25 protein-coding genes are annotated in these 22,915 nt (G+C 68.7%); 12 read left to right on the forward strand and 13 right to left on the reverse strand.

What is annotated here, in order from left to right; translation table 11 throughout:
- The first annotated feature begins 64 nt into the window (after positions 1-64).
- Complete coding sequence (locus B140_RS0101360) at positions 65-1,597, forward strand: leucyl aminopeptidase (RefSeq protein ID WP_040425694.1); 1,533 nt, start codon at positions 65-67, stop codon at positions 1,595-1,597.
- 22 nt (positions 1,598-1,619) lie between these two features.
- Here B140_RS0101360 and B140_RS0101365 read toward each other — a convergent pair whose 3' ends face one another.
- A complete protein-coding gene (locus B140_RS0101365; RefSeq protein WP_018117557.1) occupies positions 1,620-2,018 on the reverse strand; it encodes a hypothetical protein in 399 nt (132 codons plus the stop codon).
- A gap of 173 nt (positions 2,019-2,191) precedes the next feature.
- Here B140_RS0101365 and sucB point away from each other — a divergent pair, with 173 nt between their 5' ends.
- The 7 genes from sucB (at position 2,192) to B140_RS0101400 (ending at position 11,232) form a co-directional block, all read left to right on the forward strand.
- Entirely contained in the window at positions 2,192-3,907 is a 1,716-nt protein-coding gene (sucB, locus tag B140_RS0101370) for a 2-oxoglutarate dehydrogenase, E2 component, dihydrolipoamide succinyltransferase (RefSeq protein ID WP_026165868.1), read from the forward strand.
- A 233-nt stretch (positions 3,908-4,140) separates the two neighbouring features.
- A complete protein-coding gene (gene gcvP, locus B140_RS0101375) occupies positions 4,141-6,984 on the forward strand; it encodes an aminomethyl-transferring glycine dehydrogenase (RefSeq protein ID WP_051069220.1) in 2,844 nt (947 codons plus the stop codon).
- Entirely contained in the window at positions 6,977-8,098 is a 1,122-nt protein-coding gene (gene gcvT / locus B140_RS0101380; RefSeq protein WP_018117560.1) for a glycine cleavage system aminomethyltransferase GcvT, read from the forward strand. Before gcvP ends, gcvT begins: the two co-directional genes overlap by 8 nt.
- Positions 8,099-8,134: 36 nt before the next feature.
- A complete protein-coding gene (gcvH, locus tag B140_RS0101385) occupies positions 8,135-8,527 on the forward strand; it encodes a glycine cleavage system protein GcvH (RefSeq protein WP_018117561.1) in 393 nt (130 codons plus the stop codon).
- Positions 8,528-8,554: 27 nt separating this feature from the next.
- A complete protein-coding gene (lipB, locus tag B140_RS0101390) occupies positions 8,555-9,310 on the forward strand; it encodes a lipoyl(octanoyl) transferase LipB (RefSeq protein ID WP_018117562.1) in 756 nt (251 codons plus the stop codon).
- A gap of 41 nt (positions 9,311-9,351) precedes the next feature.
- The gene (lipA, locus tag B140_RS0101395; RefSeq protein ID WP_026165869.1) at positions 9,352-10,404 is read left to right on the forward strand and encodes a lipoyl synthase; all 1,053 of its coding nucleotides are present in this window, start codon (positions 9,352-9,354) and stop codon (positions 10,402-10,404) included.
- Positions 10,405-10,449: 45 nt separating this feature from the next.
- Positions 10,450-11,232 (forward strand): DUF4191 domain-containing protein, encoded by a 783-nt coding sequence (locus tag B140_RS0101400; RefSeq protein WP_018117564.1) that lies wholly within the window; start codon positions 10,450-10,452, stop codon positions 11,230-11,232.
- A gap of 3 nt (positions 11,233-11,235) precedes the next feature.
- On the opposite strand, the gene B140_RS0101405 is transcribed toward B140_RS0101400, so the two are convergent.
- The gene (locus B140_RS0101405) at positions 11,236-11,709 is read right to left on the reverse strand and encodes an RDD family protein (protein WP_018117565.1); all 474 of its coding nucleotides are present in this window, start codon (positions 11,707-11,709) and stop codon (positions 11,236-11,238) included.
- 129 nt (positions 11,710-11,838) lie between these two features.
- On the opposite strand from B140_RS0101405, the gene glnA reads away from it, so the two are divergent.
- On the forward strand, positions 11,839-13,275 hold the full coding sequence (gene glnA / locus B140_RS0101410; protein ID WP_018117566.1) for a type I glutamate--ammonia ligase: 1,437 nt from the start codon (positions 11,839-11,841) through the stop codon (positions 13,273-13,275).
- Positions 13,276-13,363: 88 nt separating this feature from the next.
- On the opposite strand, the gene B140_RS0101415 is transcribed toward glnA, so the two are convergent.
- The 3 genes from B140_RS0101415 to B140_RS0101430 all read right to left on the reverse strand — a co-directional run bounded on the left by B140_RS0101415 (position 13,364) and on the right by B140_RS0101430 (position 16,753).
- The gene (locus B140_RS0101415; protein ID WP_244874371.1) at positions 13,364-14,323 is read right to left on the reverse strand and encodes an MFS transporter; all 960 of its coding nucleotides are present in this window, start codon (positions 14,321-14,323) and stop codon (positions 13,364-13,366) included.
- A gap of 520 nt (positions 14,324-14,843) precedes the next feature.
- A complete protein-coding gene (locus B140_RS12855) occupies positions 14,844-15,989 on the reverse strand; it encodes a trypsin-like serine peptidase (protein ID WP_156801596.1) in 1,146 nt (381 codons plus the stop codon).
- A gap of 98 nt (positions 15,990-16,087) precedes the next feature.
- The gene (locus tag B140_RS0101430; protein WP_018117570.1) at positions 16,088-16,753 is read right to left on the reverse strand and encodes an SDR family oxidoreductase; all 666 of its coding nucleotides are present in this window, start codon (positions 16,751-16,753) and stop codon (positions 16,088-16,090) included.
- A gap of 255 nt (positions 16,754-17,008) precedes the next feature.
- Here B140_RS0101430 and B140_RS0101435 point away from each other — a divergent pair, with 255 nt between their 5' ends.
- Positions 17,009-17,263: a hypothetical protein gene (locus B140_RS0101435; protein WP_018117571.1), complete on the forward strand. Its 255-nt coding sequence runs from the start codon at positions 17,009-17,011 to the stop codon at positions 17,261-17,263.
- Positions 17,264-17,325: 62 nt separating this feature from the next.
- On the opposite strand, the gene B140_RS0101440 is transcribed toward B140_RS0101435, so the two are convergent.
- The 3 genes from B140_RS0101440 to B140_RS0101445 form a co-directional block, all read right to left on the reverse strand.
- Complete coding sequence (locus B140_RS0101440) at positions 17,326-17,859, reverse strand: NUDIX hydrolase (protein WP_018117572.1); 534 nt, start codon at positions 17,857-17,859, stop codon at positions 17,326-17,328.
- Positions 17,860-17,941: 82 nt separating this feature from the next.
- On the reverse strand, positions 17,942-18,277 hold the full coding sequence (locus tag B140_RS13645) for a hypothetical protein (RefSeq protein WP_156801597.1): 336 nt from the start codon (positions 18,275-18,277) through the stop codon (positions 17,942-17,944).
- A 135-nt stretch (positions 18,278-18,412) separates the two neighbouring features.
- Positions 18,413-18,784 carry a roadblock/LC7 domain-containing protein gene (locus tag B140_RS0101445; protein ID WP_018117573.1) on the reverse strand — a complete coding sequence of 124 codons (372 nt, stop codon included), beginning with the start codon at positions 18,782-18,784 and terminating at the stop codon, positions 18,413-18,415.
- Between the two features lie 260 nt (positions 18,785-19,044).
- Here B140_RS0101445 and B140_RS12860 point away from each other — a divergent pair, with 260 nt between their 5' ends.
- Entirely contained in the window at positions 19,045-19,671 is a 627-nt protein-coding gene (locus B140_RS12860) for a hypothetical protein (RefSeq protein ID WP_156801598.1), read from the forward strand.
- Positions 19,668-20,108: a roadblock/LC7 domain-containing protein gene (locus B140_RS0101455; protein ID WP_018117575.1), complete on the forward strand. Its 441-nt coding sequence runs from the start codon at positions 19,668-19,670 to the stop codon at positions 20,106-20,108. The genes B140_RS12860 and B140_RS0101455 overlap by 4 nt, the downstream gene beginning before the upstream one ends.
- A gap of 43 nt (positions 20,109-20,151) precedes the next feature.
- Here the strand turns inward: B140_RS0101455 and B140_RS13650 are convergent, their stop codons facing one another.
- The 5 genes from B140_RS13650 to B140_RS0101480 all read right to left on the reverse strand — a co-directional run bounded on the left by B140_RS13650 (position 20,152) and on the right by B140_RS0101480 (position 22,852).
- Positions 20,152-20,292, reverse strand: a complete 141-nt coding sequence (locus B140_RS13650) for a hypothetical protein (RefSeq protein ID WP_018117576.1) — start codon at positions 20,290-20,292, stop codon at positions 20,152-20,154.
- Positions 20,293-20,295: 3 nt separating this feature from the next.
- Positions 20,296-20,691 carry a VOC family protein gene (locus B140_RS0101465; RefSeq protein ID WP_018117577.1) on the reverse strand — a complete coding sequence of 132 codons (396 nt, stop codon included), beginning with the start codon at positions 20,689-20,691 and terminating at the stop codon, positions 20,296-20,298.
- Between the two features lie 31 nt (positions 20,692-20,722).
- On the reverse strand, positions 20,723-22,153 hold the full coding sequence (thrC, locus tag B140_RS0101470) for a threonine synthase (RefSeq protein ID WP_018117578.1): 1,431 nt from the start codon (positions 22,151-22,153) through the stop codon (positions 20,723-20,725).
- A 114-nt stretch (positions 22,154-22,267) separates the two neighbouring features.
- Positions 22,268-22,498, reverse strand: coding sequence for a hypothetical protein (locus B140_RS0101475; protein WP_018117579.1), 231 nt, complete (start codon positions 22,496-22,498; stop codon positions 22,268-22,270).
- A 90-nt stretch (positions 22,499-22,588) separates the two neighbouring features.
- Positions 22,589-22,852 (reverse strand): hypothetical protein, encoded by a 264-nt coding sequence (locus B140_RS0101480; RefSeq protein WP_018117580.1) that lies wholly within the window; start codon positions 22,850-22,852, stop codon positions 22,589-22,591.
- Positions 22,853-22,915 lie beyond the last annotated feature (63 nt).

Genomic DNA, 22,915 nt, shown 5'->3' on the forward strand with positions numbered 1-22,915 from the left:
CTTCCCGCCGCAGGCGATAGCCTTATTAAGGATCAGTCTTTAATCTCTCGTTTCAGGAGGTCTCATGCTCAGTGGTTTGCCCGCGCGCGGCGCTCTCGCGGCCGCCAGGATCGCCAAGAAGGTACCCGAGGACGCCCGCGTCATCCTCCTGCCCGTGTTTCGCGGGGAGGAGGGGCCGGAGCTTCCCCTGACCGGGCTGCTGGACGCCGCCGCGGCCCGCGACGTCCTCTCCGCCGCCGAGGCGATCTCCTTCGAGGCCAAGCCCGAAAGCCTCGCCCTCCTCCCCCTCCCGGATTCCCTGCCCGCCCCGGGCGCGTCCTGCCTCGCGCTCGTGGGCCTAGGGGAGGCCTCGGACTTCGACGCCGAGGTGCTGCGCCGCGCGATGGGCGCCGCGGCCCGGCGGCTCCGGGATCGCGGCCCCGTGGTGGCCTCGCTCGGGGACCTGGGCGAGGGCACCGCCGAGGCCGCCGTGGAGGGCTACCTGCTGGGCTCCTACTCCTACGCGGGGCACCGCAGCGACGCCACGGAGCCCGGTGCCCTCACGCTGCTTGCCTCGGGAAAGAAGAACAAGACTGCAGCCGCAGTCCGGGCCGCCACGGTGCGGGCGGAGGCCGTGGCCCTCGCCCGCGACCTCACCAACACCTCCGCGCGGGATCTCTACCCCGCCTCCTACGCCGACGCCCTCGCCGCGCTGGCCTCCGAGCACGGCGTGGAGTCGGAGATCTACGACGCCTACCGGCTGTCCGCCGAGGGCTTCGGCGGCATCCTGGCCGTGGGGTCCGGCTCACAGCGCGCCCCGCGCCTGGTCCGCCTACACTGGGCGCCCGCGGACCGGGAGCCGCGAGCGCGCGTGGCGCTGGTGGGCAAGGGCATCACCTTTGACACCGGCGGTATCTCCCTCAAGCCGGCGGCCAACATGGAGGTCATGATCTCCGACATGGGCGGCTCCGCAGCCGTGGCGGCCAGCGTGTTTGCCGCCGCGCGCCTGGAACTCCCCGTGGAGGTCACCGCGTGGCTCCCGCTGGCGGAGAACATGCCGTCCGGCGCGGCCACCCGCCCGGGCGACGTGATCACGCACTACGGCGGCATCACCTCGGAGATCCTCAACACCGACGCCGAGGGGCGGCTCGTGCTTGCCGACGCCCTCGCCCGGGCCGCCGAGGACCGGCCCGACGCGATCCTGGAGGCATCCACCCTCACCGGCGGGCAGCTCGTGGCCCTGGGTACCCGCACCACCGGCGTCATGGGCTCCCCCGAGCTGCGCGACCTCGTGGCGCGATCCGGGCGCGAGGTGGGCGAGTCCGCCTGGGCCATGCCGCTGCTGGAGGAGCACGAGGAGGCGCTGCGCTCCCCCGTGGCGGACATCCGCAACACCCACAACTCCCGCAACGGGCAGATGCTCTTTGCCGGGTCCTACCTCTCCCGGTTCGTCCCGGACGGCATCGAATGGGCGCACCTCGACGTGGCGGGGCCGTCCTGGAACGAGGGGGCCGCCTACGGCTACACCCCGCAGCGGGCCACCGGGGCCCCGGTGCGCACCCTGCTTGAGGTCCTCTCCGCCATCGCGCGGCGGGAAACCCCCTCCGGCGAGTCCTGATCGCGCGCCCTCGCGCGTGCGATCAGCGCGGCCCGCCCGCCTCTCCGCGCTCCCACTGGGCGCGCCGCTCCCGCTGCTCCTCGCGCTTGCGCACTATCCGATCCCGCTCGATGCGCTCGCGCATGCGCTGCGGGTACCCCGTCTCCTCCACGTCGTAGACCGGGCAGTCGAGGAGCCGCACCAGGGCGTCGATCCCCTTCGGCCCCCCGATGCGCCGCCGGATGAAGGCGCCGGACTCGTCCACCACCACGGCGGACATCTCGTTGATGAACGTCTCCGGCTCCACGAACGCCTCCACGCAGGCCCGCCCCTGGGCCCACTCGCGCAGTTCCCGCGCGTCCTCGGGCCGGATCGTGGCCCCCGGGGCGCGCGGGGGCCGCGGGCCCGTCTTGCTCTTGCGGCGACCAAAGATATTGAACACGGCCTACAATTGTAGGTGTATGTGCCGCCATCCCGTAGCGATATATCGCGCAGATCGTGCCGCCGTATCGCTTCCCCGTGCGCGGGGGCACCTCCGGTGCGCGCCGTGAGCGGCAGGCGGGTACGGTTAACGTATTAGATCCACCTACACGATTATCGAGGAGTCTGACACACATGGCGTTCTCAGTAGAGATGCCCGAACTGGGCGAGTCCGTCACCGAAGGAACCATCACCCAGTGGCTGAAGTCCGTGGGCGATACCGTGGAGGCCGACGAGCCCTTGCTCGAGGTCTCTACCGACAAGGTCGATACCGAAGTCCCCTCCCCCGCCTCCGGCGTTCTCCTCGAGATCAAGGCGGAGGAGGATGACACGGTGGATGTGGGATCGGTGATCGCCGTGATCGGTGACGCCGACGAGGCTCCCTCCGGCTCCGACGATGCCGGGGCAGCCCAGGAGGAGGCCAGCTCCTCCGACTCCGCCCCCGCCGAGCCCAAGGAGCCCGAGGACGCCCCCCAGGAGGCCGCCGAGGAGCCCGCTGGCTCCAACGCCTCCGGGGCCGCCTCCGAGGTCACCATGCCGGAGCTGGGCGAGTCCGTCACCGAGGGAACCATCACCCAGTGGTTGAAGTCCGTGGGCGATACCGTGGAGGCCGACGAGCCCTTGCTCGAGGTCTCTACCGACAAGGTCGATACCGAAGTCCCCTCCCCCGTGGCGGGCACCCTGCTGGAGATCCTGGCAGAGGAGGACGAGACGGTGGACGTCGGCGCCGCGATCGCGCGCATCGGCGATAAGAGCGCCGCCCCGGCGAAGCCCGCGGAGGAGAAGAAGCCCGCGCAGCAGGAGGAGCCCAAGCAGGAGGCCCCCGCCAAGGAGGAGCCTGCGGAGGAGGAGCCTGCGGAGGAGAAGCCCGCCGAGGCACCCAAGCCCTCCGCCACGTCCGGCAACCTCCCCTACGTCACCCCGCTGGTGCGCAAGCTCGCGGAGAAGCACTCCGTGGACCTGAACTCCATCAAGGGCACCGGCGTGGGCGGGCGCATCCGCAAGCAGGACGTGCTGGCCGCCGCCGAGGGTTCCACCGAGGACGCCGCCCCGGCGCAGCAGTCCGCGGGCAGCCCCGCCAAGGCCCCGGGCGCGGCCTCCACCAAGTCCGTGGACCCGGAGAAGGCCAAGCTGCGCGGCACGGTGCAGAAGGCCAACCGCATCCGCCAGATCACCGCCACCAAGACGGTGGAGGCGCTGCAGACCTCCGCCCAGCTCACGCAGGTGCAAGAGGTGGACATGACCAAGGTGGCGCAGCTCCGCAAGGCCAACAAGCCCGCCTTCGCGGAAAAGCACGGCGCCAACCTCACCTACCTGCCGTTCTTTGCCAAGGCTGTCGTGGAGGCCCTGGTCTCCCACCCGAACGTCAACGCGTCCTACAACGCGGAGACCAAGGAGATCACTTACCACGAGGACGTGAACCTCTCCATCGCCGTGGATACCCCCGCCGGGCTGCTGACGCCGGTGATCCACCACGCTCAGGACAAGACCCTGCCGGAGCTGGCCCAGGCGATCGCGGAGCTGGCCGAGCGCGCGCGCAACAACAAGCTCAAGCCGAACGACCTGGTGGGCGGCACGTTCACCATCACCAACATCGGCTCCGAGGGCGCCCTGACCGACACCCCGATCCTCGTCCCGCCGCAGGCGGGCATCCTGGGCACGGGCGTGATTACCAAGCGCCCGGTGGTGGTCAACCAGGACGGCCTGGACGCCATCGCCATCCGCCAGATGGTGTTCCTCCCGCTGACCTACGATCACCAGTTGGTGGACGGGGCCGACGCCGGGCGCTTCCTCACCACCGTGAAGGATCGCCTGGAGACGGCCGACTTCGAGGGGGATCTCCTCCTCTAGGAACAGCACCCCCGCAGCCGGGTATTCTCCCCCGGCGCGACGCCGCGAGGCCCTAGCCCCATTCGGGGCTAGGGCCTCGTTGTTATGCACCTCGCAGCGTTTATAATGCGGCTAGATATCTCACGCATCCTGTGTTTAAGGAGACACCTCACTTGACGCATCTCACCCCCACGTCCAATCCCTCCTCCTACCCCGCCCGGCACCTCGGCCCCGACGCCGCGGAGGCCGCCACCATGCTCGACGCCCTGGGGTTCTCCACCCTGGACGAGCTCATCGACGCCGCGCTGCCGCCCAGCATCCGGGCGAGCAATCCCCCGGCGCTCCCCGCCCCCCTGTCCGAGCACCGGGCCCAGGAGCGGCTGCGCGAGCTGGCGGCAAAGAACGTGGTGCTCACCCCCCTCTACGGGCAGGGCTATTACGAGACCATCACGCCCCCGGTGATCCGGCGGGGTGTGCTGGAGGACCCGGGCTGGTACACCGCCTACACCCCCTACCAGCCGGAGATCTCCCAGGGGCGCCTCGAGGCGCTGCTGAACTTCCAGACGCTCATCTCCGAGCTGACGGGGCTGCCCATCGCCGGGGCCTCCCTGCTGGACGAGGCCAGCGCCGTGGCGGAGGCCGTGGGGCTCATGGCCCGGGCGAAGAAGAAGGGGCGGCGCGTTCTCCTCGACGCCCGGCTGCACCCGCAGGTCCTCGCGGTGGCGGCCGAGCGCGCCCGCGCCATCGAGCTCGAGGTGGAGATCGAGAACCTGTGCGGCCCCATCGTGGGCGAGGATTACGTGGGCGTGGTCATCGCCTACCCCGGCACCGAGGGGGACATCGTCGATCCGCGCGCGATCGTGGAGGACATGCACACCCGAGGCGGCCTGGCGGCGGTGGCCTGCGACCTCATGGCCCTGCAGCTCCTGGAGTCCCCCGGCGCGCTGGGGGCGGACATCGCGGTGGGGTCCTCCCAGCGCTTCGGCGTGCCGCTGTTCTTCGGCGGCCCCCACGCCGCCTTCATCTCCGTCACGGATAAGCTCAAGCGGCAGCTTCCCGGCCGCGTGGTGGGCGTGTCCAAGGACGCCTCCGGGGCCCCCGCCTACCGCCTGGCCCTGCAGACCCGCGAGCAGCACATCCGCCGGGAAAAGGCCACCTCCAACATCTGCACGGCGCAGGCGTTGCTGGCTGTCACGGCCTCCATGTACGCCGTGTATCACGGCGCGGAGGGGCTCCGCCGCATCGCGCGGGGCATCCACAGCCGCGCGGCGCTGCTGGCGCGCGCGGTGCGTCAGGCCCCCGGCCTGGAGCTGGAGCACGATACCTTCTTTGACACGCTGACCATCCGCGTGGCCGACGCCAAGGACAGCGCCGAGGCCCTCGCCCGGGCGGGTTACCTGGTCCGCACCATCGGGGCCGATAGGGTCTCGATCTCCTTCGGAGAGTCCACCACGGAGGCCGACGTCGCGGCGATCGCGCGCGCCCTCGGCGCCCCCGAGGCGTCCTCCGAGGCCTCCGGCGAGGGGTCCACGGATGGGGAGGGGCTGCCGGAGGCCCTGCTGCGCCGCACGGAGACGCTGACCCACCCGATCTTCTCGCGGATTCATTCCGAGACCCAGATGCTGCGCTACCTGCGCGAGCTGTCGGACAAGGACCTCGCGCTCGATCGCACCATGATCCCCCTGGGCTCCTGCACGATGAAGCTCAACCCCACCGCGGGCATGGAGCCGATCAGCTGGCCGGAGTTCGCCAACATCCACCCCTTCGCCCCCGAGGAGCACACGCGGGGCTGGCGCGAGCTCATCGAGGAAATCGAGGCGTGGCTGGCCGAGATCACCGGGTACGCCAAGGTCTCGGTGCAGCCCAACGCCGGTTCCCAGGGCGAGCTGGCGGGCCTGCTGGCCATTCGCCGCTACCACGTCTCCCGGGGCGACCTGGCCCGGGACATCTGCCTGATCCCGCAGTCCGCGCACGGCACCAACGCCGCGTCGGCCACCCTGGCCAACCTCCGCGTGGTCGTGGTGTCCACCGCGGAGGACGGCTCCATCGACCTGGCGGACCTTAAGGCCAAGCTGGAGCAGCACGGGCCCCACGTCGCGGCCATCATGATCACCTACCCCTCCACCCACGGGGTGTTCGAGCCCCAGGTGCGCGAGGTGTGCGAGAAGGTGCACGCGGTGGGCGGGCAGGTCTACATCGACGGCGCCAACATGAACGCCCTCGCGGGACTGGCCCGCCCCGGCGAGTTCGGCGGCGACGTCAGCCACCTGAACCTGCACAAGACGTTCACCATCCCGCACGGCGGAGGAGGCCCCGGCGTGGGCCCCGTGGCGGTGCGCGAGCACCTGGTGCCCTTCCTGCCCACGGACCCCAACGCCACCGATCCGAGGCGTCCCGCCCCCGAGGAGACCGGCGTCCCGGTGACCGCCACCCGCTACGGGTCGGCGGGCGTGCTGCCGATCTCGTGGTCCTACCTGGCCATGATGGGCGGGGAGGGCCTGGCGCGGGCCACGGCCCACGCCGTCCTCGGGGCCAACTACGTGGCGGCGCGGCTGCGGGAGGATTACCCGATCCTCTACACCGGCGAGACCGGCCTGGTGGCCCACGAGTGCATCGTGGACCTGCGCGCCCTCACGGACGCCTCCGGTGTCACCGCCGCGGACGTGTGCAAGCGGCTGGTGGATTACGGCTTCCACGCCCCCACCCTGGCCTTCCCCGTGGCGGGCACCCTCATGGTGGAGCCCACGGAGTCCGAGGACATCGCGGAGCTGGATCGCTTCATCGAGGCCATGCGCTCCATCCGCCGGGAGATCCAGGCGGTGATCGACGGCGCTGTGGCCTACCAGGATTCCGTGCTCCACCACGCGCCCTTCACCGCGCGCAGCGTCTCCGGCGACGACTGGCCTTACGCCTTCACCCGGGAGGAGGCCGCCTGGCCGGTGGCCTCCCTGGGCCGGACCAAGTACTTCCCGCCGGTGCGGCGCATCGACGAGGCCTACGGGGACAGGAACCTCGTGTGCTCCTGCCCACCCCCGGAGGCCTTTGCCCTCACCGACCCCACCAACCACACCTCTCAGGACGGAGCCACCCATGCCTAATTCCGATTCCCTGCGGCACTCCCCCCTCCACGCCGAGCACGAGGGGCTAGGGGCCACCTTCACCCCCTTCGGGGAGTGGTCCATGCCGCTGAAGTACGGCAAGGAGCTCGACGAGCACCGCGCGGTGCGCCAGGCGGCCGGGCTCTTTGACCTCTCCCACATGGGCGAGGTGCGGGTGAGCGGCCCCCAGGCGGCGGACTTCCTGGACTACGCCCTCGTCTCCCACCTCTCGGCCCTGGCGGTGGGCAAGGCGAAGTACTCCATGATCGTGCGCCCGGACGGCGGCATCCTGGACGACCTCATCACCTACCGCCTCGGGGACGAGGAGTTCCTCGTGGTCCCCAACGCCGCCAACACCGGCACCGTCGTGGCCGCCCTGCGCGAGCGGGCGGAGGGCTTCGACGTCACGCTTGCGGACGAGTCCACGCAGACCGCGCTCGTCGCGGTGCAGGGCCCCCGAGCCGAGGAGATCCTGCTCTCCCTCCTCGAGGAGCAGGACCGGGAGGCGCTGCGGTCGCTGAAGTACTACGCGGCCCTGACCGCCACCGTGGCGGGCGTGGCGGACGTGCTCATCGCGCGCACCGGCTACACCGGGGAGGACGGCTTCGAGCTGTTTACCCCCAACGCCAACGCCTCCACGCTGTGGGACGCCGCGCTTAAGGCGGGCCGGGAGCACGGCATCCGGCCCGCGGGGCTGGCGGCCCGGGACTCGCTGCGCCTGGAGGCGGCCATGCCCCTCTACGGCAACGAGCTCTCCGAGGACCTCACCCCCATCGACGCGGGCCTGGGCGTGCTCGTGTCCAAGAAGAAGGAGGGGGACTTCGTGGGTCGCGCCGCGCTGAGCGCCGTGGAGCAGCCCTCGCGGATCCTCGTGGGGATCGCCTCCGACGGCAAGCGGGCCGCGCGCGCCGGGGCCACGCTCTTTTCCCCGGACGGGGCGGAGATCGGCGTGGTGACCTCCGGACAGCCCTCCCCCACGCTGGGGCACCCCATCGCCCTGGCCTACGTGGACCGCACGGCGGCTACCCCCGGAACGGACGTCGTGGTGGACATTCGCGGCAAGCAGTACCCCTTCCGCATCGTGGAGACCCCGTTTTACAAGCGCGCCCGATAAGATCTTCCCAACCCTCACTGTATGAAAGGAGCCGTCATGGCCAACCTTCCCGATTCCTTCTCCTACTCCGACGAGCACGAGTGGATCAACGCCGCGGCGCAGGACGCGGTGGGAACCACCGTGCGCGTGGGCATCACCTCCGTGGCCACCGAGCGCCTCGGCGAGGTCGTGTTCGCCGAGCTGCCCGAGGTGGGTGACACCGTGACCGCGGGCGATACCTGCGGCGAGGTGGAGTCTACCAAGTCCGTGTCCGACCTCTACGCCCCGGTGAGCGGCACCGTGACCGCCGTCAACGAGGACATCGAGGACAACTACGAGGTCATCAACGAGGAACCCTTCGGCGCCGGGTGGCTCTACGAGGTCGAGGTCACCGAGGTCGGGGAGCTGATGACCGCCGCGGAATACGCGGCGGCCAACGGGGTGGAGTAACCGCTCGGGGGCTATGATGTAGCCACTATGACTGCACCGCGAGCCCCCTTCTTTCCCGCCCACCGCTCCATCCGCGCCGCGAGCGATCCCCTGCACATCCGCCACCTGGGGGTGGTGGACTACCAGGAGGCGTGGGATCTCCAGGCCAACCTCGCGGCGCGGCGCTATCGGGGGGAAGTGGGCGATACCGTGCTGGTGGTGGAGCACCCCAACGTCTATACGGCGGGCAAGCGCACCCAGCCGGAGGATCGCCCGCACAACGGGCTCCCCGTGATCGACGTGGATCGCGGCGGCCGCATCACCTGGCACGGCAGGGGGCAGCTCGTGGTGTACCCCATCGTCCAGTTGGCCGATCCCGTGGACGTGGTGGACTACGTGCGACGCCTGGAGGAGGCCATCATCCAGGCGGTGCGCGGGGCCGGGGTGACCAAGGCCGGGCGCATCGACGGCCGCTCCGGGGTCTGGGTGCCCGCCTCCGGGGTGCAGCCGGACCGCAAGGTGGCGGCCATCGGCATCCGCATCACCCACGGGGTGACCATGCACGGGATCTCCCTGAACTGCTCGAACACCCTGGACTACTACCAGCACATCATCCCGTGCGGGATCACGGACGCCGGGGTGACCACCATGAGCCGGGAGCTGGGGCGCGAGGTCACCGTCGAGGACATGACCGATCCCCTGCTGCACAGCCTCACCGAGGCCCTGGAGGGGCGGCTCACGGTGGCGGACCATTCCTTCGGCTCCGCGCCCGACCCCACCAAGGGCTTACCCCGTCAGCGCTGAGGTTTTAACGCCTGGTGCGATTCGGCTGTAAGGTGACGGACGTGACTATCGCACCTGAAGGCCGTAAGTTACTGCGCATTGAAAAGCGCAATGCGCAGACTCCGATTGAGCATAAACCTCGCTGGATCCGGAACCAGGTGAAAAATGGCCCGGAATACCAGGACATGAAGAAGCGCGTCTCCGGGGCCTCCCTGCACACGGTGTGCCAGGAGGCCGGTTGCCCCAACATCCACGAGTGCTGGGAGTCCCGCGAGGCCACCTTCCTCATCGGCGGCGCCAACTGCTCGCGCCGGTGCGACTTCTGCCAGATCAACTCCGCGCGGCCCGAGCCCCTGGACGTGGACGAGCCGCGCCGCGTGGCGGAGTCCGTGCGCGAGATGGGCCTGAACTACTCCACCATCACCGGGGTGACCCGCGACGACCTGGAGGACGAGGGCGCCTGGCTCTACGCCGAGGTGGTCCGGCAGATCCACGCGCTCAACCCGCGCACCGGCGTGGAGAACCTGGTGCCAGACTTCTCCGGCAAGCCGGACCTGCTCCAGGAGGTCTTTGAGTCCCGCCCCGAGGTGTTTGCGCACAACGTGGAGACCGTCCCGCGCATCTTCCGCAGGATCCGCCCGGCGTTCCGCTACGAGCGCTCCCTGGACGTTATCCGCCAGGCCCGCGACTTCGGCCTGATTACCAAGTCCAACCTCATCCTGGGCATGGGAGAGAACCAGGACGAGGTGCTCGAGGCCCTCTCCGACCTGCACGAGGCGGGCTGCGACATCATCACGATCACCCAGTACCTGCGCCCCGGCCCCATGTACCACCCCATCGACCGCTGGGTGAAGCCGGAGGAGTTCGTGGAGTACGCCACCGCGGCGGAGGAGATGGGCTTTGGCGCCGTCATGTCCGGCCCGCTGGTGCGCTCCTCCTACCGGGCGGGCCGCCTGTACGCGCAGGCGATGGCCGCCCGGGGCCTGGAGCTGCCGGAGAACCTCCGCCACCTGGAGGAGACCTCCCAGGGCTCCACGGCGCAGGAGGCCTCCACCCTGCTCTCCAAGTACGGCCCCTCGCAGGACACCCCCGTGGTGTCCGCGCTGGCGCGCTAAAGCGCGCTTATCCCCTTCGGATGGCCATCCCCTATCATGAGGGGCATGGCTGATCCGAACAAGCAGGCCGCCAAGGCGGCGAAGAAGGAAGAGCGCGCGGCCAAACGCGCCAAGCGCAAGCAGAATTATTCTCAGATCTGGCAGGCATTCAACCTCCAGCGCAAGCAGGATAAGGCGCTCATCCCCCTCATGCTCGCCGCCGTGGTGGGCGTGCCCCTCGTGCTCTTCCTCGTAGGCATGATCTTTAACGGCCAGTGGATCATGCTGCCCATCGGCCTCCTCCTCGGCGTGGTGCTGGCCATGTGGATCTTCTCCCGCCGCATCGAGGCCTCCATGTACGACCGCGCGGGGAACTCCCCCGGCGCGGCCGGGTGGGCGCTGGAGAACATGCGCAACACCGTAGGCGTGGTGTGGTTTACCAAGACCGCCGTGGGCGCCACCACCCAGATGGACGCCGTGCACCGCGTGGTGGGCGTGCCCGGCATCGTGCTGGTGGCCGAGGGGTCGCGCCACCGCGTGCGCCCCATCATGGAACAGCAGAAGAAGCGCCTGAACCGGCTCGTGGGTGGGGTGCCGATCTACGAGATCTACACCGGCGACGGCGAGGGCGAGGTTCCGCTCAAGCGCCTCCAGCGCGAGCTGCTCAAGCTGCCGCGTAATTACAAGAAGAACGACGTGTACCCCATCAACGCCCGGATCGAGGCGATGGATAACACCGTGGCGGGCGCGCCCGCAGGCATGCCCAAGGGTCCCCTGCCCAAGGGCGCCAAGGTCTCCGGCGTGAACCGCCGCGCCCGCCGCTCGGCGGAGCGCTCCAAGAAGGGCTAGCCGCTAGGCCCTAATCACGGCCGTGCCGGTGGCGCGGTCGTGCATCCCCCGGCCGTCCGCGTCCACGAGGGCCGCCGGGAAGATCAGGCAGGTCAGCAGCGTGCGCAGGGCCGCGCGCCACAGGCCCACGCGCTCGGGGGCGTCGATACGCGCAATCCCCATGCCCAGGACCGCCTGCCCCGGGGTGCGGGCGAAGAGCCACCCCGTGACGATCCCCAGCAGGGCAAAGAACAGGTACGCCATGGTGGCGACCCCGCCCAGCTCGCTGGTGAACATGTGGATAAAGCCGGCGAGGATCCAGGCGATCAGCCAGTCGATGCACACGCCCCCGGCGCGGCGTGCCACCGTGGCCAGGGAGCCCGCCCCGCTGCGCGGCAGCCCAAGATTGGCCCCCGGGTAGGCTCCGGGCCCCTCGGGGCCGTCGAACTGCGAGGGGATCTGGGGGCCGTCGAGCCAGCTACGCTTGGGGGTATCCATATCCACAATCTATCGCACGCGGCGCGGTACACTACAAGGTGTTTGGTGGCACGAGTTTTTGGTAGCCCTATAGTTATTGGGCTACACTGCCTGCCATACCCCTAGCCGCGAGGAACTCAGGAGCAGACCATGGCTTTCGCCTCCCACGAAGAACTACTCAAGTACATCAAGGACGAGGGGGTGGAGTTCATCGACGTGCGGTTTACCGACGTCCCCGGCACCGAGCAGCACTTTTCCATCCCCGCCAGCGCCCTTGACGAGGACGCCCTCGAGGAGGGCCTCGCCTTCGACGGCTCCTCCATCCGCGGCTTTACCACCATCGACGAGTCGGACATGAACCTGCTGCCAGACGTCGCCACCGCCGGGATCGACCCCTTCCGCCGCGCCAAGACCCTCAACATGAAGTTCTTCGTGCACGATCCCTTCACCCGCGAGCCCTTCTCCCGCGATCCCCGCAACGTAGCCCGCAAGGCCGAGGAGTACCTGGCCTCCACCGGCATCGCCGATACCTGTAGCTTTGGCCTCGAGGCCGAGTTCTACGTCTTTGACTCCGTACGCTACACCGCCGAGACCAACCACGCCTTCTACGAGCTGGACTCCAACGAGGGCTGGTGGAACCGCGGCGAGCTGGAAAACCTCGACGGCTCCCCCAACACCGGCTACAAGAACCGCCTCAAGGGCGGCTACTTCCCCGTGGCCCCCTACGACCAGACGGTGGAGCTGCGCGACCGCATGGTGCACACCCTCGCCGAGGCGGGATTCGAGATCGAGCGCTTCCACCACGAGGTGGGCACCGGCGGCCAGCAGGAGATCAACTACAAGTTCAACACCCTGCTGCACGCCGCGGACGACCTGCAGACCTTCAAGTACCTCATCAAGAACACCGCCGCCCAGGAGGGCAAGAGCGTGACGTTCATGCCCAAGCCGCTCGCGGGCGACAACGGCTCCGGCATGCACGCGCACCAGTCCCTGTGGAAGGACGGCAAGCCCCTCTTCCACGACGAGTCCGGCTACGCGGGGCTGTCCGACATCGCCCGCTACTACATCGGCGGCATCCTCCACCACGCGGGCGCCGTGCTGGCCTTTACCAACCCCACCCTGAACTCCTACCACCGCCTGGTGCCCGGCTTCGAGGCCCCCATCAACCTCGTGTACTCCCAGCGCAACCGCTCCGCCGCCGTGCGCATCCCGATCACCGGCTCCAACCCCAAGGCCAAGCGCATCGAGTTCCGCGCCCCGGACCCCAGCGGCAACCCCTACCTGGGCCTGGCCGCCATGATGCTGGCCGGCCTGGACGGCATCAAGAACCGCATCGAGCCGCACGCCCCGGTGGACAAGGACCTCTACGAGCTGCCCCCGGAGGAGGCCGCCTCCATCCCGCAGGCCCCCACCTCCCTGGACGCCTCCCTGCGCGCGCTGGAGGCCGACAACGAGTTCCTCACCGAGGGCGACGTGTTCACCGAGGATCTCATCGAGACCTACATCCAGTACAAGTACGACAACGAGATCACCCCCGCGCGCCTGCGCCCCACCCCGCTGGAGTTCGAGATGTACTACGACTGCTAGTTTCCAGCGCCCCACGCCTCACCTGCGGGTGGGGCGTTTTTCGTGCCGCTGGAGGTCATGCGCGGGCCATGCGCCCGCGCGGGGGTGCTCACGCGGGATTGGCGCGGGATCGCCGCACCGGGCCCCGCCCCGCCCAGGCGATCCCTCCCAGCACCGTCCCCGCCGCGACTGTCACCAGGAGGATCGCCACCACCGCGCCCCAGCCCTCCTCCGCGTACCAGCCACCCGGGGCCACAGCGCCGAGGGCGCCGCCCAGGTAATAGCCGGAGAGGTACCACCCCACCGCCGCCGACCTGGACCCCGGCAGTAGCCGTCCCGCCATCGAGGTGCCCGCCGCCTGCCCGGCGAATACGCCCACGCAGGACAGCGCCAAGCCGCACAGCATCGCCGGGAGCGCGGGGATAAGGGTCACGGCGATGCCCACGGCACCCACGAGCTGGAAAAACACAAAGACCCTCAGCTCGCCCCACCGCTGCATCATCCTCCCGCTCAGCGGGGTGGTGACCATCGGCAGCAGGAACACCAGAAAGACCATTCCGATCGCGCTGGTGGAAAGCGAAAAGGGCGGCTCGCCCAGGCGCAGGGAGGCGAAGGTAAAGGAGGCGGTCTGCTGGAACAGCAGCGTCGCCCCCACGAGGATGGTGCACAGCAGGCGCCATCGGGAGAGGAACCCTCCCGGCGAGAGGCCCGTGGCCGCTCCCCTCTCACCCCGCCGCCGGGGCACGAACCGGCGCTCGGGAGGCAAGAAGAACCACGCCACCGCCCAGGTAACCAGGAGGACCACCGTGTTGGCGAGGAAGGAAAGCCGCCACTGCCCCGTCCAGTCGCTCACCAGGGCGGACACCATGCGCCCGGCGAATCCGCCCAGGGCCGTGCCCGCAATGTAGAGCGCGTTGAGGCTTGCCGCCTGCCTCGCCGCGTATTCCTCCCCGAGGTAGGCCACCACCACCGCGAAGATGAACGGGCAGCACATCCCCTGGGCAAACCTCATGGCAAGCAGCAGCCAGAAGCTCGTGACCACGAGCCCCGGCAGCCCGAGCAGCGCCATCGCCAGCACGGCGGACAGGATGACCCGGCGACGCCCCCCAGGCGTCGGAGAGCATTCCCGCCCAGGGCGCCACGAGGGCCACCCCCGCGGTGGTGGCGCTCACCGTCCACGCGGCGGTCTCCACCCCCACGCCCGCCCACCGCGCCACCTCGCCCAGGATGGGCTGCGTGGAGTACATGTTGAGCAGGGCGCTCATGCCCAGCATCACCAGGGCTATCCGCGTGGCCGCTCCCGCGCTCGTCCTCGCCTCGCTCATCGGTGGCCTCCTTAGCAGTAGACACCACCGTACCCCCTGCGCATAGCGACGAGGAAGAGTAATCGACGCCATCGTAGATGAGGAAAAGCGATCCGGTTTCTCCGTGCGGCCGAGGATACGAGGAAATATCCTCTTGTCGTGGGCGCTCCGTGCACGCAAGGGACGACCTTATCCCCTCGTGTCAGCCCCGCCCGCAGCCCCTGGATACACCAGTGCCCGGTGTTCGGCCATCACGCGAACACCGGGCACTGCCTCTTCTGCCGTTTAGCTCTTGGCCCCGTTCAAGGTAGCGGGGTCGATCCCCTTCTCCGGGGCCTTGGGCTCGGCGGGAGCGGCCTCGCCAGGCTCCGCGGGAGCGGGCTGCTCGGCACCCTGGGCTCCGGGCTTCTCCGCCTCCGGGGCCTGCGTCTCGGGCCGCTGCGGGGCGTCCGTGGGCTGCCCGGCCGGGGCGGCGGGTTCCGTGGACTCCGTGGGCGCAGCGGGCTCCGTCGGCTCCGTCGGCGCGGTCGGCTCGACGGGGGCGACCTCGGCCTTCTCCTCCGCCGGGATGTCCCCCTCCGCGGCGGTGACCAGCTCGCCCATCACCGGGGCGATGTTGCCGCCGCCACCGGAGTGCAGCACGGTGATGATCTCACCGGCCAGGTTCGGGTTGGAGCTGGTGGTGGCGAAGGGGCCGCCGCTGGAGCCGCCGCCGACCCAGCACTCGCGCTCGCCCTCCACACGGCGGATCTGGCTGTTGCCGCCGCCCTGGTACTTGGTGTAGTTACCCACGCACACGGACTGGGACTTCCCGTGGAAGGGCGCGGGGCCGGGGTAGCCGATGAGGGAGGCCTGAACGACCTCGCCCTGCTGCAGCTCGGGGTGGATGCCAAAGGCGCCGGTGACGTCCTGGATCTTGCGCCCCTGATCGTCCGGGGCGATCTCCAGCACCGCCACGTCCACGCCGGAGGTCTCGGAGACGTGGGCGTCCGCAATCTTCCACGAGCCGAACGGCACGCGCTGCGCGGGCTCCTGCGCCACGCCGTCGAACGCCGGGGTAAAGAAGGACTTTCCGGCGGCGATGGAGTCGCGGGTGCCCTGGGAGATCTGCCACTTGCCGTCCTGCCACTTGCCCAGGCAGTGCGCGGCGGTGACCACAAGGGTGCGCGAGGCGCTGTCGATCACGGAACCGGTGCACAGGGAGCCCGCGTTCACGATCTGCCCCACCGCGCGCGAGGCGGCCTGCTCCGCGTACGGGGTCTCGGCAAAGTACGCACCCTTGTCGTTGATCTCGGAGAGGTGCCCGTCCAGCACGGAGCCCGCCGGGTTCGGCTGCGGCAGCCGGGAGCCGTCATCGGCCACGGCCATCGGGGCGAGGTGGCTCGCGGCGGCAAAGGCGGCGCTTAGGGCCAGCACTACAGATTTCTTCACAATCCCAGGTCCTTTCCAGGGGTCGGGTGCTTTATTCAGCGAAAATTAATCATACCTTATTTCGCCCGTTCGCCGCCTTTTCCACTGCTAAGGGCCCGTTATCGCAGGGCCTCTTCCAGAGGCACCACGCCGTCGTTAAACCGAACAAAACGGCGGATCGCCACTCCCCGCACGGCCTCCACGATGGCCTTCGCCACGTTCTCCCTGGAGGCGGTGGAGCCCTTTTCCCGCCAGTCGTCATCCTCCGCGAGCACCTCCACGCGCCCGTCCCCGGGCTCCCCGCTCAGGGTGCTCGGGCCCAGGATCGTCCAGTCCAAATCGGTGCCGCGAAGGTGCTCATCCGCCTGCAGCTTGGCGTCCGCGTAGGCGAAGAAGTCCTCGCTCTGGGGCACGCCGTGCTCCGGCACCGACCCCACCCAGCTCACCATCACGTACCGACGCACCCCGGCCCGCTCGGCGGCCTCCATGCTGCGGATGGCGGCGTCGCGGTCCACCGCGTACGTGCGCTCGGGGGAGCCCCCGCCCGCGCCGGCGGACCACACGATCGTGTCCTGCCCGGCGAACAGCTCCGCCAGCTCCTCGACGCCGAGGCTCTGAACGTCCGCCACCACGGGCGTGGCCCCGGCCTCGCGGACGTCGTCCTCCTGCCCCGCCGACCGGATCACGGAGCTCACCCGATAGCCCTGCGCCGCGAGCAGCGGGGCCGCCAGCAGCGCCACCTTGCCGTGTCCCCCAATGATCATCACGCTCTTGTTCACGGACATACCTGTTCCCTACCTTCTATCGATTTCGCGTACACCCCTCGCAACATTGGGGTATCTCCGAGTATTCCGGGCGGCGCGGGCGGAACATCAAAACTCCTGCTCATAGCGGGGGATGAAAATAAATACCGCTGTTTCCTAGGAAAATCTCGTCGAGCCCTTCCCCGGGGACCATTTTGCTGCTATCTTTACTTTCAGGTAGCGCGCGTACCCCGCATGAGCTACTGACATGTCGATACTAGTGAGAGGAAAGAGCGCATGAAGCTCTCCCGCAAGCTGGCCGTTTCCGTGGCCACCGTGTCCATCGCCGCCAGCACCGCCGTTGCCCCCGCCATGGCCGCTACCCCCGCCGTGAAGCCCGGCAAGACCTACGAGGAGCAGGTTCAGCAGGCCGAGCTGACCGGCAAGCGCCTCGACAACGCCAAGAAGGGCGTGGAGACCGCCAAGGGCATCGTGGACACCCTGGGTGGCCTCGGCGGCCTGTTCGGCGTGAGCGGTGGCGGCGAGAAGTAATTCTCCCCTTACCACAGGCTCCATCCTCCCCCGGTAATCCGGGGGAGGATTTTTCTATTACGCTAGGCGGATCCGCGCTTGTGATACCCCAGGCGGGGACGGAAGCCCGCGGGATGCCGCAACTGCGCCACGGCGTCCGCGCACAGCAGGCGGAAGCGCGGCTGCATCGGCGGGAGCTGCGCGACCTCGAACCAGCCCACGTCCGTGGATTCCTCGTCCCCCACGAACGGATCGCCGTTCCCGGAGACGGAGAGGCGGATCGCCGTGTCCACGTAGCTCACCACGTCGCCGTTGGGATAGGTCACCGGGCCCACCGCGCCCACGCCCAGCAGCGCCTCCACCCTGGCCTCCACGCCCGTCTCCTCCCGCACCTCGCGCACGGCGGCGTCGTGAGGCTGCTCGTCCGGGTCCACGATGCCCGTCACCGGGGTCCACTGGCCGTCGTCGGCGCGCCGGACCAGCAACACCGACGGGGTGGTCCACAGCGGGGCGTCCTCCGGCCTATCGCGCACCACCACTGCGGTGACACCCGGGAGCCACAGCGGGGCGTGGCCGATCTTCTCTCGCAGTTCCACAATGAAATCGGGAGTAGCCATGCGTGCCTTCCTCAACGCTCTCTACGCCGTCAACGGGTCAACCCCCACCCTCAGCGAGGATGGGGGTTATATCGCGCTGGTCCTAGTTCCGCTCTTGGCTCTCTCGCCAGGAGCGCAGCCAGTCGCTGAACTTAAAGCCCTCCGGATCGTCCGCGGGGCGATCCAGGGGGTCGGGGCTAATAACCTTGCCACCGCTCGACGCGTTGTCCGCCGCCTTGCCGGGGGCGGGTCGAACGCTGGCGGGAGCCTGCCCCTTGGCCTGCTGCGGCACCGCGCTGCGCTGCTCCGGCTTCGGGGCGGGTGGTGCAAAGCCACCGCCCGCCTTGACCACCTCAGAAGGCTTGGCATAGAAGCGATTCTGAGGAGCCGAAGAAACCGGCTTCTTCTCCGCAGGGGTATTCACGTATGCGGCCGGCATGGCCTGCGCCACGTTGCTCTGCGGCCGCGCCGCCTGCACGGGCTTCGGCGCGGGCGCGCTGGGTTGTGACGAGCCCGAGGATACGCTTATCTTTTCCTTGCTGAGACGATTAGCGCCCTCGTCCCGCCGCGCCCTTCAACTCTGCAGGGCGTTGACGTAGCGGTTCACCACGGAGCGCAGCATGGCCAGGTTGGTGCCCTGACGGGAAACCGCGACGTAGATGAACTCGGTGTTGCTGAGCATGCGAATGAGGTGGAGCTGATCCGAAAGGGTAAGCAGCATATCCTCGAGCCCGGAGTCCAGGTTCAGGGCGGCGATGGTCTTGAACTTGGCCTTGACCATCTCGCTGTTGTAGGCGGAGGCCACGTCCAGGTCAAAGTTGTTCAGGCGGGAAATGCTGGCCAGGGACATGCCGGTGTCGAGGTCCACCACGGAGGCACCCAGGAAACCGTCCAGGTCGCCTGCGATGTCGTTGAGCATGGTATTCAGATCAGTTTGGCGGGACATGTAAGAGAGAACCTTTCTCACGCGTTTAGAATCTACCGACCCCCGCCGCAGGGGCGCGGCGCGAGGAGTCCGGTGCCACAACATTCGTCGTCAGTGCCGTCCGTTGTAACGACACTATATTTACCAGAATTATCGGAAAGAATCATGTATACCTTCCCCCTTACACCCCCTGGCACGCATTTTTGGCGGATTCCCTATACAATGCCCATGCAAAGAACAGCAGCGGCTCCGCGTTCGTCTCGACCACAGAAGGAACGACCATGACACCTCGCCATCAGCTCATGAAGGATGGCTCCCCCGTGACCGGCACCGCGCATTCCCCCGACAATCTCTTTATCGGCTCCCCCACCTCCCATGAAGTAGTTTTCATCGGCCCGGTGGGGGTGGGAAAGACCACCGCCGTGGAGACACTATCGAGTATCCCCACGATTAATACCGAGGCCAGGCTCTCCTCCCACGCCGACCTCTCCCCCGAGCACACCCCCCTCAAGCAATCCACCACCGTGGGCCTGGACATCGGGCTGTGGGAGCGCCCCGACGGAACGCTCGTGGGCCTCTACGGCACCCCCGGTCAGGACCGCTTTGTCGCCTGCCGCACCCCCATGCTCAACCCCCAGGCCGGCATCGTGATCTGGCTCTACGGCAACTCGGCCACCCTCATGGACGACCTCTACCACTGGCTCGACGTGGCCGGCGGGTCCGAGCAGGCGCATCGCCTCACCGTGGCCCTGAACTACGCCACCACGTCGAGCCTTGCCGACGTCCAAGGCAGCCTGCGCAAGCACGGTTACCGGGGCGTGCCGGTGCACCTGGTCGATCCCCGGCGCGAGGAAGAAGTGCGCCAGCTCGTTACCACCGCTATTACCCGCCAAGGACTTCACGCATGATTACCCCCCACTCCCGCATTCGCACCACCGACTTCGACTCCAACCCCCTCGCCCAGGCGGCGACGCCCATCCTCAAGGACATCTTCGAGGCGCTCGAGGGCGCCAACTCCGTGGTGCTGGGCACCGGCGACGGCCTCCACATCTGCTCCATGGGCCTGGCCTCCGAGGTCGAAGGCGCGCAGCTCGCCGCGCTCAACGCCTCCATGGCGGGCGTCTCCGCGGCGCAGTCGGTGCTGCTGGGGCACAAGGACGACGAGAGCGCGGGCACCATCGTGGCCATGACCCTGCCCGACGAGAACCTCGTGATCGCCAGCGTGGCCTTCCCCGAGGTGCACGACCTGCTGCTGGGCGTCTCGGCCAAGGAATCCCAGATCGGCGTGGTCATCCAGCAGACCCGCAAGGCCGCCAAGCGCCTGTCCAAGTGGCTCAATAAGTAAGCCACCGGGGTTTAACCGGGACGAGCCCGGGCCTCCTGGGGCGCTAGCTATCCGCCGCGTCCCGCTCCTCTTCCTGCCGCTGCGGCTTTCCCTCCGCCTTGGCGTCCTGCCGGATCTGCTCGATCCACTTCGTGGGGTCAAAGGCCGCGTAGTGCTCGAGGCCCGCGAAGCGTTCCTGCGCCATGGCTTACTCCTTGACCTCGACGAGCTGGATGAGGTTGCCGCAGCTATCGTCGAGCACCGCGATCACGGCGCTACCCACGTCCGTGGGCTCCTGGGTAAAGCGCACCGATCGCCCGCTGAGCCTCCGGTACTCCTCGTCCACGCTGTCCACCTCGAACTGGGTAAAGGGGATGCCGTCCCGGTACAGGGCCGCGCGGAAATCGCGCGCCGCCGGGTGCGCGGCGGGCTCGAGAAGAAGCTCCGGGCCCTGCGGTCGATCCGGGGAGACGAGCGTAAGCCAGCGGTTGCCCGCCTCGTCCACCACCTGGTCCTTGGACACCTCAAAGCCCAGGACATCCCGGTAAAACGCCAGCGCCTCCTCCTGGTCATCCACGAAGATGCTTGCGATGCTGATGCGCATAAAAACCTCTCTAGCTGTTCGACCGGTCTTCTTACTCCACGTGCCGTGCGATCACGTCCTTGACCTCCTCCACGCTACGGGAAACGCTCAGCACCCGCCGAGGGGCGTCCATGATGCCCGCAAAGCGCTCGGGAACCGGTGGCTCCGTGCCCGTGGCCTCCCTGATCGTGTCCGCGAACTTCACCGGCAGGGCCGTCTCCAGGCACACGATCGGCCCCTGCACCTCCCGGCGCCAGCGGCGGGCCACCACCAGGCCGTCGGCGGTGTGCGGGTCCACGAGCACCCCCAGCCTGCGGTGCAGGTCCCCGATCTCGCGCACCCGGTCCTCGTGGGTCGAGGCCCCCGAGGCGAAGCCGTAACGCCCAGCAACCAGGGCGAACGCCTCCTCGCCCCCGAGGTCGAAGCCACCCTCCTTCACCCTCGCGCCAAAGAGGTCCCGCGTGCGCTCGGCGTCCCGGCCGAGGAGATCAAAGACGAACCTCTCGAAGTTGGAGGCGCGGGAAATGTCCATGGAGGGGCTGGACGTCTCCCGCGTCTCCTCCGAGGAGCGCACGCGGTACCGCCCGGTGCGGAAGAACTCGTCCAGCACGTCGTTTTCATTGGTGGCCACGATGAGGCGGTCGATGGGCACGCCCATCTGGCGGGCCACGTGCCCCGCGCAGATGTCGCCGAAGTTCCCGGTGGGAACGCTGAAGCTCACCTTCTGGTCGTTGCGCTCGGTCACCCGCAGCCAGCAGGACACGTAGTACACCACCTGCGCCATGAGGCGGGCCCAGTTGATGGAGTTCACCGCGCCGATGTGATATTTGCTCTTGAAGTCCGCGTCGGCGGAGATGGCCTTCACCACGTCCTGGCAGTCGTCGAATACGCCGTTGAGGGCCATGTTCACGATGTTGTCATCGTCAAGGCCAAACATCTGCGCCTGCTGGAAGGGGGTCATGCGCCCCGCCGGGGTGAGCATAAACACGCTCACGCGCCTGCGGCCCCGCATGGCGTATTCCGCGGAGGAGCCGGTATCCCCGGAGGTGGCGCCGAGGATGTTCAGCGGCCGATCCCTCCGTCCCAGCTCGTACTCGAACAGCTCGCCCAAAAGCTGCATCGCCATGTCCTTAAACGCCGCCGTGGGGCCCTGGGAGAGGTGCCCGATGTAGAGGTCGTCCTCCAGGGCGCTGACCGGCACGATCTGCTCATCGTCGAACACGGGGTAGCGGTAGGCGCGCGCGGCGATGGCATCGATGTCTGCCTCGGGGATGTCGTCGATAAAGAGCTTGAGGATCTCCGCCGCCAGGGCGGCGTAGCCCTCCTCGTTCAGAACGCCGCGCAGCCGGGCCAGGTCTGCCTCCGCCAGGCGGGGGTATTCCTCGGGCACGTAGAGCCCGCCGTCCGGGGCAAGACCGCCCAGCAAAATATCGGTGAAGCGGGCGGGGCGTGCGGTGCAGTCGCGGGTAGATATGTAGCGCATGGGCGCCAATTCTAGCCTGTTTGCACCGCTTAGGTCCCCTTTTTCTCCCTCGTTTTCCGTGCTCCGCCGCGCGCCGGAGAATCCGCCGATCTCAGCGCGGGTGCGCGCCCCCGCCTAGTCAGCCGCCTCCGCGACGCCGAGCGGCAGCATCCCCAGGTCCTCGTTGAGGCTGCGCCAGGTGCTCATCTGCCGCCGAAAGGGGATGGAATACTCGCGGCGCCACTCCTCCACCGTCAGCGCGGAGTCCTTGTCCTTCTCCTCCCCGCCCACGGCAAGCACCAACCCCATCGCCAGCGCTCCGGCCAGCCCGCCTCCCACGAGCGTCCTTGTCTGCACGATCCTCATCGCAGTCCTCCTTTCCTCTCCCCCGGGGATGCTACGGAGGAAAGATCCCCGTTGCGTGTCCGGCGCCTGGGATAGTCGTGGGAGTGTGCTTTATCGTCGCGGTGGTTCCTGGCGGCCCGTTAAAATATCGATCACGCTGCGCACGGCCGCCTCCCCCACCCCGTTGTGGGGCGCACCGGTGGCCTCCGGCGCGCTACGGCGCGGGCTGTGCGCGCGCACGGAGAGCGTCAGGTTCTGCGTATCGACGTCGATGGCGCTGCTGTCCTCCGCTCCCGCGCTACGCGCCGCAGACACGAGGGCCTCCAGGTCACCGAGGGTGGCGCCGTGCAGGTCGAGGGCGAGATGAAGGGCCACGGGTTTGCCTCCTTGGGGTATGCGCGCGGGATTGCTCGCGCGGGGCGGATGGTATCCAGGGCC

It is taken from the genome of Corynebacterium mastitidis DSM 44356, from assembly GCF_000375365.1.
Classification (GTDB): Bacteria; Actinomycetota; Actinomycetes; order Mycobacteriales; family Mycobacteriaceae; genus Corynebacterium; species Corynebacterium mastitidis.